Genomic DNA, 12,850 nt, shown 5'->3' with positions numbered 1-12,850 from the left:
GTCGTACGGAAGACGGCAACGATATGATGTGCGGCGGTGCTGGAAACGACCTGGTTTTGGGCAACCAAGGCAACGATTTCGTCGGCGGCGGCGAGGGTGACGATACTCTCTTCGGCGGCGAGGGTGACGACACCTTGATGGGATGGGACGGCGATGACGTGTTGAGCGGCGATCGCGGTGGCGATCTTTTAGAAGGAGGAGACGGACGCGATCGCTTCGTGTTGTCTGCCAACAGCGACGGCGTTACCGTGGTCGATTTCGCGATCGATGCCGATTTACTCGTGTTGGGCGAGGGGTTATCCTTCGAGGAACTTAGACTCGTCGATGAGGGAGACGACACCGGCCTCGATTGGAACGGACAACGTCTAGCTACTTTAACCGGGGTGAGGGCAATCGAGGTTGGAATCGAACAGTTTCAGGTTTAATTTCTTGTAGGACTTACGCAGAAACCCGGTTTTTAACGAGATTCTGTTATTTCAGCCCGAAGGTAGGAACGAAAAATCGGGTTTCTTGACCGACAAGTGCGTAACTCCTGCCTTGCTAAGAACCTCCCCATAGCCGTTGGTATGCTAGCGGTTGCGAGATTTCGGACGCCATCCCAAAACACAATCTTCAAAGAAAATACACAAAATATAAATCTTGTCAAATCTGTTTTTTGGGAATTTTTATGCTTTCAAGCGTAAAAACAGAGTTTAAGTCGCGGTTTTTTCTTCGTTTTCCTTATCTTCCTCAGCCAAAGCTTCGATATGAGCTAAAAGCGTTCTCATCCGCATCCGGGGAATATAAGGCCAACCGCCTTTCAGCTCAATTTCTCGCAAGCAAGCATAAAGAGACTGGCGGGTTTTGGGTAGAGCCGGTTGAAACTGTTCCTCGCAAATGTCGCGATGCAACCGTTCGAGCAAGCGTAACAACTCCAGCAAAGCTTCAGCATCGCCGTCACACTGTTGGGCGATCGCTCGGACTCGTTCGGAAACGGCCTGAAGTTGCGGGTTATCTGTATTGAAGTGGTTGTCCGAATTCCCCATCGTCGATCGTCTTGCCTCCCAACACTCGAGATGATGATAGCCGATTATCCGATCGCGCGAGGGCGTCCCCCAAAATTTCGTCCGCTGAGGACGGCAATTTCACCTCCGACGCGACCACAAGCGCAAGATACAATACTAAAGATAATGCGAAAAAATTGTGACGAGCCGTCTGTCGGTCGCCGACCGCAGCGCCACACAAATTCTTACAATAAAACCGTAGCCGGAGGAGCATCAATTCCGGTTGTAGACCGAAACACGACGAGGAGACAACAAAAGCATCATGGGAAGAGTCGTCGGCATTGACCTGGGGACAACCAATTCAGTAGTTGCCGTGATGGAAGGCGGAAAACCTGTCGTCATCGCGAACTCAGAAGGAATGCGGACTACCCCTTCCGTGGTGGGGTTCAGCAAGGACGGCGAGCGTTTGGTGGGACAACTGGCGCGGCGACAAACCGTCCTCAACCCACAAAATACCTTTTACGGCATCAAGCGGTACGTCGGGCGCAAGTACACCGAACTCGACCCGATTTCTAAGCGCGTCCCCTACACGATTCGTCGGGACGAGTACGGCAACGTGAAAGTCGCCTGTCCCCGTCTGAAACGAGATTTCGCCCCGGAAGAACTGTCGGCGACGATCCTGCGAAAACTGGCCGACGAAGCTAGTCGTTACCTCGGGGAAGAAGTGACGGGGGCGGTGATTACCGTTCCGGCTTATTTCAACGACTCCCAACGCCAAGCGACGCGCGATGCCGGACGGATTGCCGGGTTAGAAGTCAAACGGATTCTCAACGAACCGACGGCGGCCTCGTTAGCGTACGGTTTCGATCGCGCCGAGAGCGAAACGATTTTGGTGTTCGACCTCGGCGGCGGTACGTTTGACGTGTCGGTGTTGGAAGTGGGCGACGGCGTGTTTGAAGTCAAAGCCACCAGCGGCGACACGCAACTCGGGGGTAACGATTTCGATAAAAAAATCGTCGATTGGCTGGCCGAACAATTTTTAGAAGCCGAAAACATCGACCTGCGACGCGATCGCCAAGCCCTACAACGACTGACGGAAGCGGCCGAAAAAGCCAAAATCGAACTCAGCGGCGTGGGCGTCACCGACATCAACCTTCCCTTCATCACCGCCACAGAAGAAGGTCCCAAACACATCGAAACTCGCTTGACGCGAGGGGAGTTCGAGAGTCGCTGCGGAGATTTAATGCGCCGCTTACGTCTCCCGGTGAAACAGGCGGTTCTCGATGCGGGACTGCACCCCCGTCAAATCGACGAAGTGGTGTTAGTGGGCGGTTCGACACGAATGCCGATGGTACAGGATCTCGTCCGCAACATGATTCGCAAGGAACCGAACCAAAACGTCAACCCCGACGAAGTGGTAGCGGTGGGGGCGGCGATTCAAGCGGCTATCTTAGAAGGGGACGTTCCCGACGTACTGCTACTCGACGTCACGCCGCTGTCGGTGGGGTTAGAAACCATCGGCGGCGTCATGAAGAAGCTGATTCCTCGCAATACGACGATTCCCGTGCGGCGATCGGATATTTTTTCGACCTCGGAAAACAATCAAAGTCAGGTGGAGATTCACATCGTCCAGGGCGAACGGGAAATGGCCGGCGACAACAAATCCCTCGGACGGTTCAAGCTGACGGGAATTCCCCCCGCACCGCGCGGCGTTCCACAAATTCAAGTATCCTTCGACATCGACGCCAATGGCATTTTACAAGTGAGCGCCCTCGATCGCGCCACCGGACGGGAGCAAAGCATTACCATTCAAGGGGCGTCTACCCTCAACGAAGTGGAAATCCAAAACGCCATCCGTCAAGCCGAGAAGTTCGCCGAAACCGATCGCCTGCGTCGGGAAAAGGTCGATCGCCGCAACCGCGCCGAAACCCTAGCAGCCCGCGCCGAACGAGAATTGCGATCGATCGCCCTCGACTTCGGATTGTCTTTCGCCCAAGGTCCGAGACGGCGCATCGAAGCCCTCGTACGAGAACTGCGGGACAGCCTCGCCCGCAACGACGATCGCGGTCTCGACATGGCCTCGGCCAGTCTCCAAGACGCGCTTTACGAACTCAATCGGGAAGTGTCAGAATACTCCCTCGACGGCGACGGCGACGGGATTTTCGAGAACATTCGGCGTACCTTCGTCGGAGAAGACGATCCCAACTACGGCTTAGAACAACGGCGGCCGCCCCGTCCTCCCCGCAATCGCACCTCCCGCATCGCGCGAACCAACGCTTACGATGAAGATTGGGGAGACGACGAAGATTGGTTCTAATTCAGTCGCCAGTCACCAGTCACCAGTCGCCAGTGAGGAGATGAAGAGATGAGGAGAAATTCTTCCTTGTCCCCTTGTCCCCGTTACCACTCTTCACTCTTCACTCTTCACTCTTCCCTCTTCACTGAAAAAGCTCCCCCTCTCGTTTTCCGTAATCAGGCGATATGCAAAACTTCCGAGACTACTACAAAATACTGGGAGTTCCCCGAGACGCTTCAACTGAAGATATCAAGCGATCGTACCGACGCCTCGCCCGGAAGTACCACCCCGATCTCAATCCCGGCGATAAGTCTGCTGAAGAACGGTTTAAGGATATCGGTGAAGCCTACAATATCCTCTCCGATCCTGAAAAACGACAGCAGTACGACCAGTTCAGTCGCTTTCTGTCTCAGAAGAAGACGAGACGCAAACCCGCTCGCGCGACGCGTAACGGCACGGCGACGGCGGAACCTCAGTTCGAGCAGTACGCAGATTTCAACAGCTTTCTCGACGACCTGCTCAACCGTCGCGCCAATCGTGCCACAGCCCGCACGGAAGCGCCGCCACCACCGGGGACGCGGGTACGGGTCGATTCGCGGGATGCTTTTCGTCGGCGCACCACAAAGACGGCGTATACGGTATCTCGTCCGACGCCGCGCGATATCGAAGCCCGTTTGACGTTACCGCTCGAAAAAGCTTATACGGGAGGGCGAGAACGCATTCGCCTCGAAGACGGGCGATCGCTCGAGGTGAATATGCCACCGGGGATGGTGAGCGGCCAGCGCGTTCGTTTGAAAGGTCAAGGGGAACACGGCGGCGATTTGTATCTCAAAATTACGGTGGCACCTCACGGATTTTTCCGAACCGAAGGGAGCGAGATCGTCTGTCAGTTACCTGTAACGCCTTCCGAAGCGGTACTGGGGGCGTCGGTCGAAGTTCCGACCCTCGACGGTTTGGTGAGGATGACGTTACCGCCTGGGGTCAAATCCGGGCAGCGGTTGCGGTTGTCGGGTAAGGGCTATCCGACACGTGGGGGAAAACGGGGCGATCAGTTGGTAGAAATTCAAATTGTCGTGCCGAAAGAGATCGACGCCGCCGAACGGGAACTCTATGAAAAATTAAGGCAGTTGGAAAGCTTTAATCCCCGTCGAGATTTGGTCGGTTAGTTCGTTGTATTTTGGCGATCGCTCGAGGTTTGTTGTCGGCGATACTCGACCGATCGTTTTAGCGATCGTTCGTTCGTGTTTGCTAGTTTGAAAGTTCGCCATAAAAAGCCAAAAAAGCATCAGATGCTGTAACATCTGATGCTAAAACTCCTGAACGATTCGAGGAAAAAACTTCAGCTCGATTTGAGGTACATCAGGGAAGGAAAAGAGGATTCGTTGCGAGTAAAGCGTAGCAGCAAATCGATCGTTTCCTGTTTGACCCATCCCATTAAGACAGCGACTTCACCGAACCGCAAACCGACGTGTTGTTGAGCGAGTAGAATTTCGTCGATTTGGTGTTCGTCGAGCAGAGCTGCCGATTTGAGGTAGTGGCCGATCGGAGACTGCGACGGCAGTTCTGAGAGTGCGGGCAGTTGTTCGGCGAAGAAATCAACTGTTTCTTGCTTGAGCCAACCGCGCATGGCGAGAATTTCACCGAAACGTAGGTCGGGATGTTCGCGAGATTGAGCTTCGAGAACGGCTTTGACCTGTTCGGGAGAAATCAAGCCCGCTTCGAGTAACAGGCGTCCGATGCGACGGGCGCGCAATTCGTCTTCGCGGAATTTGTCGCGAGGCTGGAGATACGATCGCACGCGGTTGAAGGCTTTGCGCCCGTAGTGTGTCGCTAGCTGTCGTCCGGCCAACCACAAGAACGGCGGAATCGTTTCGGCGTAGCGACGCCACAGGCGACGCGGTTCTTGAACGAGACGGTAGAGCCACTCGAACCCCGCCTCGCGCATCCACAGGGGCGCGTGTCGGTGCAGCCCAGCGTAGACGGGGAAGACGCCGCCGACACCGATCGCAACCGCACGCAACCGATCGCGGTGGACGTCGATCCAGGTTTCCTGTTTGGGACAGCCGAGAGAGAGAAATACGATACCAGCACCGCTGCGTTCGATGCGATCGACGAGTTCTTCGTCTTCTTCGGGGGTCAGGGGACGGAACGGTAAGGGTTCCATACCTGCGATTTCTAAGTCGGGATACTCGCGATCGAGCCGCTGTTTCATGCGATCGAGAATCGCTTGGTGAGATCCCAAGAAATACACGCTGACGCCGTATTTCGGGGCTTGCTGGCACAAACTATAGAGAACGTCCATACCGGCCACTCGGTCTTGACCGGACGCGCCGAGCAAGCGAAGCATCCATACTAAGGGCATTCCGTCGGGGGTAACGAGGTCGGAGCGTTCTAAAACCTTAGCGAAGGACGGATTCGAGTGTGCTTCTACGAGCATATGGACGTTAGCCACGCAGACCGTACGACGTTCTCGATGACTTGCCCAAGAGAGTATCACTTGCATCTGCCGTTCGAAACTCAGTGCCGAGACCGGCGATCCCACAATTCGTTTTCTGGGGATGCAGTTTTGAGGAACGGGTAGGGAAAGTACCTTTGCCATTGTTCGCACCTAACTGGTTAAAAATACTGAGAGAGTGCGACTCTGAATTACAAGCGCCTCTCGATACCCAATTCACCCGAGCGGTATTACCCTCCCTCGTGCGAAGCGAGCCGTTTCGCACGAATCGATCGAAAGGCCGGAGCGGGTGTCGAACCACACGCTCTCACACACGATACAAAATCGGGAAAGAAGCCTCGAGACGAGGCTTACAATCGTGTTTTTCGTTCGCTGCGCGAGCCGTTAACTCAAGCCTCTCAAGCTGACATGAAACCGTCAAGTATCTACGCAAGCTCTTTGCAGAAACTTTATCGCTGTCTACGTGTTTCTACGAATTCTTTACCGAAAGTTTAACTTGGCGCACTCATCGTTACGCTTACGCAATCTTACGGAAAGATTCCGGAGGGTTCTTGGAGACGTCGGGGCGATCGCTCGGTGTGATAGGGTGAAGTTTTGTTTTCGAGACCCTGCTCTGAGAGTTCAGTGATGAACCCGATTCTCAAACGCGGACAAGGCTGGCGCTTGGGCTACCGTCCCGATGCCGTTTCCCCCTCAGACGACAAAACGACAATTTTTGTTGCCCTCGTCGGTGCGGACGATTGGGCGTTCGAGTTGACCGAAGCGGAATTTTCAGACTTCCGACGGTTGCTCGTACGACTCGACAAAACTATGCAAGCCGCCGCCGCCGAACTCTCGGACGAAGAACGCCTCGCCTGCGAGGTCGAAAGTCAGTGGTTGTGGATGGAAGCCGAAGGATTTCCCCAGGCTTACCGGATTCGGCTGATCCTCAATACCGGCCGGGGCTGCGAGGGAGAATGGCCTCCCGGTGCAGTTCGAGAACTTCTCGACGCCGCCCAAAGCCTCCAAGTATTTTAAAGGGGTTTGGAGCCTTCACACTGGGAGACTCGCCGAGCGAGGGCTAAAATTTGGTAGGTAGCGTCAAATCTCGACGTTTCGCGTTGTGTCTCTGTTGGAGGCGATCTGTTGGAAACACACCCCTTGGACTCTTGCCCGACCGAACGACGCCGCCCCCCGAGCGTTCGGATGGGGCGAACGGCCTCGATCTCGATCTTGGCGATGTTGGGAGGGTTCGGAGTCTGCTTCGGGGAAACGGGCGAGGTGCGATCGCAAATCGTTCCCGCCGACGACGGCACTCAAACCCGCGTCATCCTCGACGGCGACACCATTCGCATCGAAGGGGGACAGCGCTCTGTCGACGGCGAAAACCTCTTTCACAGCTTCGAGGCTTTCGGACTCGATCGCAGCCAAACCGCCGACTTTCGATCGCAGCCCCAAATTCGTAACGTCTTGGGGCGCGTTTCGGGAGGCAGTCCCTCTTTTATCGATGGGCTGCTGCAAGTGACGGGGGGCAACTCCAACTTGTTCCTGCTCAATCCGGCGGGAATCGTCTTCGGTCCGAACGCTCGCCTCAACGTTCCCGCCTCTTTCGTCGTCAGTACCGCTGACGCCCTCGGCTTCGAGTCCGGTTGGTTCGAGGTCTTTTCCAGTAACGACACCGCCGCCCTCGTCGGAACTCCAAACGCCTTTCGCTTCGATACCGCTCGACCGGCTTCGATTATCAATACGGCCGACCTCGCGGTTTCGCCGGGGTTTCAACTGGGGTTACTCGGCGGAACGGTCGTCAATACGGGAGAACTCGACGCCCCCGACGGCGGAATTATCGTCACGGCGGTTGCGGGAACGAACCGGGTGCGGTTGAGCGTTCCGGGGAATTTGCTGAGTTTGGAACTGCTTCCGTCTTCGCCGGGTTCGCCGGGGGAAATCGCGACGTTACCGGAACGGTTAACGGGGGGAAACGTTACCCACGCCAGCCAACTGTCGGTCACGTCCGACGGCCGAGTCGTGTTGTCGGGGTCTGACTTGCCGATCGAAACGGGGGACGTGGCGATCGCCAGTCCGACGTCCGACGCCGTCGCCCTGCAAACTCGCGAAGTGTTAGTTCGAGCGACGAACGATATTGTCTTGATGGAAACCCGCCTCGAAAGTTCGGGTTCGACTCGCCTTCTGGCTGGCGATACCGTCGTGGTTCGCGACAGCCTCGCCCGTCCGGTTTCGGTTCGGGCGGGGGCGAATTTATGGATTCAAGGCGATCGCGCGATCGACATTCTCGCCCTCAACCATCCCCTCGTCCCGTTCGTCAGTGGCGGATCTCTCACCCTCGCCAGCGATGGCATTATCTCCGGCGACGCTCGCTTTTTCAGCGGCGGCGGTTTTGCAATTTTGGATACGACGTTGCAGCCGGGACGCTTCGTCAGTCTCTACGACCCCATTATCCGAGCGGCGGGCGATGTCTTTTTCGGCGACTATACGGGAGTGTCGCTGAAAATTGAGGCGCAGGGTGCAATTGTGGGCGGGACGGTGACGATTACCGGGCCGGATACGATGCTGACGGTTCCCGACCCCGATTTCGAGATTCTGACCGGCAGTCCGGCGTTAATTTTACGGGCTGACGCGGCCGTGCTGACAGACACTCCGACGATTCCACCGGATGCGTCGGTGGGAAATACGCAAGTGACCACGCCCGGTATTTCTGCTTTTTCGGGAATCAGCCTCGATCGCGCGATCGTTCCCGGCGGTCCGGCGATTTTTGAGGCGTCGGGAAATATCGTCGTCGATGGCGTGGTCACGGAAGGGGGCGCGATCGCTCTGACGAGTCGCGAGGGGGCGATCGAAATTCCGGGAACGCTCGATGCGAGTTTATCGAGTGGGACGGGCGGCGAGATTTCAGTGGTGGCCAATGGGGAGGTAGCTGTCGGCGAAATTCTCTCGACGGGGTCGCAAGGGGGCGGCGACGTGACGGTGGAAAGTTTGTCGGGAACGTTCGTCGGTGGGGCGATCGATACGTCGTCTAGCGATGGGTTCGGGGGAGAGGTGGCGGTTCTCGTGGCGGAAGATTTGCTGCGAAATGCGGCGATCGCGACGGAAGGCCGTCTCGGGGGGGGCAGTATTGCTCTCGAGAGTCAAAACGGCAGTGTGACGCTCGATTCCCTCGGGGGAAGTGCGGCACTTAACGCTAGTTCGAGCGAGGGGTTCGGGGGAGACGTGACGGTGGCGGCCGCCGACGATTTGCTCTTGGGAGCGGCAATTTTGGCAACGGGACGGGACGGCGGCGGTTCGGTGGCGATCGCCAGTTCGCGCAATTTGAATGCAACGGCGATCGAGACGAGTTCGAGTGCAGGGACGGGTGGCGATGTCGCGATTTCGTCGAATTTAGATGCTTCGGTGGATACGGTGACGACTCGCGGGGCGATCGCGGGGGGGGCGGTGTCGGTTACGGTCGGTCAGGGCGAGTTCGTTGGGGCTGTGGTGACGACGAATTCACTCGCTGGAACGGGAGGCGATATCCTTTTCGATGTTGCTAACGGAATGACAGTTGAGGGTATGGACGCCAGCGGTTTTCTCAGCGGCGGTTCTGTGACTGTTAACGCCGCGCCAGGCGGGTTGGAGGGCATTTTTGTCGATACGAGTTCTGAGGGCGGTACGGGGGGCGATATTCGCTTCGATTTGGCGTTCGGGTTGGAGATGGGGGATATCGACGCCAGCGGCCAACTCGGTGGCGGTTCGGTGGCGATCGCCAGTCAAGGGGGTTTGACCGCCGAACGCATTTTGACGTCGAGTCTTCAGGGAAGTGGGGGAAACGTGGTTTTGTCGGGAGTCGCCGATGTGGAACTGGCGGCGATCGACGCGCAAGGCGGAACGAGTGGTGGTGCGATCGACATTAACGCCGGGCAGTTTTTACGGGTTGAGGATGGGTTTTTCGATCGCAACGGCGTTTTTGCCAGTATTTCAGCGGCGGGGGGAACGGAACCGGGATCGGTTTTAATTTTCCACGGTGGAGAAGCGATCGGCGTACCCTTTATCGTCGGGGATGCGGGACAAAACGGGACGCAAGGGGCGATTACGACGGGAATCGAATCGCCCGATCGCACGATTTTTCCGGTGACGGTAATTCCCGGTTCGGAAATTCGCGAGACGATTCAAATTAATCCCGATCCGACGCCGACGCCAGTTCCTACACCGACTCCTCTTCCCACGCCGACGCCGGTTCCCACGCCGACGCCGGTTCCGACTCCCCTTCCCACGCCGACGCCGGTTCCCACGCCGACGCCGGTTCCGACTCCCCTTCCCACGCCGACGCCGGTTCCTACCCCATTACCGACGCCGGTTCCCACCCCAATTTCAACACCGGTTCCCGAAGAATTTCCGCGAGAAACCTCCCGTCGGGTCGTGACGGATTTGCAGGGACGATCGCCGATCGAGTTAAGAGATAAAATTCCTTTACCGGAAGCGCGATCGCGCTTCCCGCAACGAGGCGGTCGTGCGATCGCTCCAGACTTCACTCGCGTCGAGATTTTCCAGCGTTTGGCGATCGGCGATTGGGATACTGCTGTATCTCTGATCGAAACGCTGTTTGTTGGGGAGTTTGCGGAGTATTTAAATCTCGAGGACGCGCCAGCGTTACCCTCGCTTCCCGAATTTCAAGATCGCTTGCAAGGTCTGGCGGAGGAAACGGGAAATACGCCGACGGTGTTGTACGTTCTGCAACGGGGCGATCGCCTAGATTTGTTAGTCGTTCCGATCGAGGGAGAGGCGATCTATCGGTCGGTGGCACTTCCGTCTCCTGATGCGGTGGAAATGGTGAAGCTTCAACTCCTCAATGGGGCGATCGACCCTCGATTGCGCCGTCGCGAGGCATACCGCGAACCGGCCGAGCAACTTTACGACTGGATCGTCGCTCCGATTTTACCGGAGTTGGAACGGTTGGAAACCGATACGCTGTTGTTTGCCCTCGATCGCGGGTTGCGAGGTATTCCCATCGCGGTGTTGTTCGACGGCGATCGCTTTTTAGTCGAACGGTTTGCACTGGGGTTAATTCCCAGCGTGAATCTCGTCGATACTCGCTATCGCGATATTCGCGGCGAGGACGTGTTGGCGATGGGGGCTTCGACTTTCGACTCTCAAGTTCCACTCCCGGCGGTACCGTTGGAAGTGCAAATCGTCACGGATATTTTCTCGGGGCGGGCGTTTCTCAACGACCAGTTTACGTTGGACAACTTACAAGTTCAGCGCGATGTTCGTCCGGTTCCGATCGTTCATTTGGCCACTCACGGCGAGTTTGTCGGGCCGGAGCTGGAAAATTCTTATATTCAGTTGTGGGATACGCGGTTGGGACTCGATCGCGTTCGCCGCCTCCACTGGAACGATCCGCCGGTGGAATTGGTCGTGTTGAGCGCCTGTCGTACGGCGATCGGTAGTGAGGAGGCGGAATTGGGATTTGCAGGGTTCGCAGTGAAATCGGGGGCGAAAACGGCGTTGGCGAGTTTGTGGTACGTCAGCGATATTGGAACGCTGGCGTTGATGAGCGAATTTTACTATCAGTTGAAAACGGCACCGATTAAGGCTGAAGCGTTGCGTCGAGCGCAGGTCGCTCTGCTGCGGGGAGCGGTTCGCATCGAAAATGGAGAGTTGGTGTATTCGGGGGGAACGATTCCGCTGCCAACGGAGTTGAGATCGCGCGATCGCACTCTGGAAAGTCCCTATTTTTGGGCGGCGTTTACGGCGATCGGGAGTCCTTGGTAATCGATCGTCGTTCAGAGAATAGCACCTGAAACGAGAGGTCTATTTTTTTGAAATTACCACTGTTGAATAAAAAATCAAGAATATAGACGAACAAACCCTTATAGAATCTAATTTCAGTATCTCCTAAATCGAGAAAAAAGTCAAGACTGCGATCGCGCCGCCGAGACCGTTATTTCAACCAGATTGTCAAAACGCTTTAAAACTCAACAACTTCGGAATATCGAAGACTTCAATTTTGCGATCGCACCGACAACAATTTCCCAGTATTGTAAGACAATATAGAGAAAAAAGTTCGGGAACAAGCCTTAGAAATCGAGAACCAACTCGCTCGTTTCCAGAAACACCACCCAACCCCTCTGTGTCCTCTGTGTCTCTGTGGTGAAAACAGCTCCCGAAAATTTCTCTAAAACCCCAATCTACGGTATATTTTGAACGTCAACTCATTACGCGATCGCCCCGCATGGACTCTCCCCAAAACCGAATTATCGTTCCTCTAGACGTACCCGACGAAGCCAGCGCCCTCGCCACACTCGATCGCCTTCCCGAAGTCACCTTTTGGAAAGTCGGACTGGAACTGTTCGTCAGCGTCGGCCCCAAAATTTTGCAACATCTCAAAGACCGAAACAAACGAATTTTTCTCGACTTAAAATTTCACGACATTCCCAACACGATGGCGGGGGCTTGTCGGTCGGCCGCTCGTTACGGTGTCGATTTACTGACGCTACACGCTACGGCAGGGCGTCAGGCATTGCAAGCCGCCAGTGAAGCAGCGATCGAAGGGGCAAAAGCGGCGAACGTCGAACCGCCAAAAACTCTAGCAATTACGCTTTTAACGAGTTTGAACTCTCGAGATTTGGCTTTCGATTTAAAAGTCCCCGTCGAACTTCCCGAATACACCCTCAACATGGCAATGTTAGCCAAGGAATCGGGAATTTCGGGGGCAGTATGTTCCCCTCGCGAAGTCGAACAGTTACGACGGGTTTGTGGAACGGGGTTTCTTTTAGTTTGTCCTGGGGTTCGTCCGACTTGGGCGGCGACGGGAGACCAACAACGAGTCACGACGCCGAAAGATGCCGTTTCTGCTGGGGCGGACTATTTGGTTATTGGTCGTCCGATTACCGCTTCGGACGATCCCTCGGGAGCGTTTGCGAGGATTTGCGAGGAATTAGTGGTTTAACCGCCAGATGTAACCTGCGACGCGGCCGGAAAATCTGGTGATATCACCGCATCAACACCTTGACATACTCCCCAGCCTGAAGGCGTGGGGATTCTCCAGACCTCACGGTTCTAGATTTCTGGTTCGGCGACAACCCTTACTACCCATTGTTGCCAATAAGTACCAGAGGGGTTTATCTCCCCAGACGTTTTCCCCAT

The 12,850-nt window shown here is 55.9% G+C and carries 8 protein-coding genes; 6 read left to right on the top strand and 2 right to left on the bottom strand.

The window, feature by feature from the left end:
- Positions 1-425, top strand: a 425-nt coding sequence (locus POG22_RS13640; RefSeq protein ID WP_498905841.1) for a calcium-binding protein, incomplete at its 5' end; no start/stop codon positions are given.
- 267 nt (positions 426-692) lie between these two features.
- Here POG22_RS13640 and POG22_RS13635 read toward each other — a convergent pair.
- Positions 693-1,025 (bottom strand): hypothetical protein, encoded by a 333-nt coding sequence (locus POG22_RS13635; protein ID WP_498905839.1) that lies wholly within the window; start codon positions 1,023-1,025, stop codon positions 693-695.
- Between the two features lie 280 nt (positions 1,026-1,305).
- Here POG22_RS13635 and dnaK point away from each other — a divergent pair, with 280 nt between their 5' ends.
- Positions 1,306-3,300 (top strand): molecular chaperone DnaK, encoded by a 1,995-nt coding sequence (dnaK, locus tag POG22_RS13630; protein ID WP_498905837.1) that lies wholly within the window; start codon positions 1,306-1,308, stop codon positions 3,298-3,300.
- A gap of 164 nt (positions 3,301-3,464) precedes the next feature.
- Positions 3,465-4,445, top strand: coding sequence for a DnaJ C-terminal domain-containing protein (locus tag POG22_RS13625; RefSeq protein WP_017662543.1), 981 nt, complete (start codon positions 3,465-3,467; stop codon positions 4,443-4,445).
- A gap of 173 nt (positions 4,446-4,618) precedes the next feature.
- Here POG22_RS13625 and POG22_RS13620 read toward each other — a convergent pair whose 3' ends face one another.
- Positions 4,619-5,878, bottom strand: coding sequence for a WecB/TagA/CpsF family glycosyltransferase (locus tag POG22_RS13620; protein ID WP_498905836.1), 1,260 nt, complete (start codon positions 5,876-5,878; stop codon positions 4,619-4,621).
- Between the two features lie 483 nt (positions 5,879-6,361).
- On the opposite strand from POG22_RS13620, the gene POG22_RS13615 reads away from it, so the two are divergent.
- The 3 genes from POG22_RS13615 to pyrF all read left to right on the top strand — a co-directional run bounded on the left by POG22_RS13615 (position 6,362) and on the right by pyrF (position 12,653).
- Positions 6,362-6,751 carry a DUF1818 family protein gene (locus POG22_RS13615; protein WP_498905835.1) on the top strand — a complete coding sequence of 130 codons (390 nt, stop codon included), beginning with the start codon at positions 6,362-6,364 and terminating at the stop codon, positions 6,749-6,751.
- Positions 6,752-6,874: 123 nt separating this feature from the next.
- On the top strand, positions 6,875-11,476 hold the full coding sequence (locus POG22_RS13610) for a CHAT domain-containing protein (RefSeq protein WP_498905833.1): 4,602 nt from the start codon (positions 6,875-6,877) through the stop codon (positions 11,474-11,476).
- Between the two features lie 460 nt (positions 11,477-11,936).
- The gene (gene pyrF, locus POG22_RS13605) at positions 11,937-12,653 is read left to right on the top strand and encodes an orotidine-5'-phosphate decarboxylase (RefSeq protein ID WP_498905832.1); all 717 of its coding nucleotides are present in this window, start codon (positions 11,937-11,939) and stop codon (positions 12,651-12,653) included.
- Positions 12,654-12,850 lie beyond the last annotated feature (197 nt).

The sequence above is a fragment of the Geitlerinema sp. CS-897 genome (assembly GCF_028368005.1).
Taxonomy (GTDB): Bacteria; Cyanobacteriota; Cyanobacteriia; order Cyanobacteriales; family Geitlerinemataceae; genus Baaleninema; species Baaleninema simplex.
This window is presented reverse-complemented; position numbering and strand designations above follow the sequence as displayed.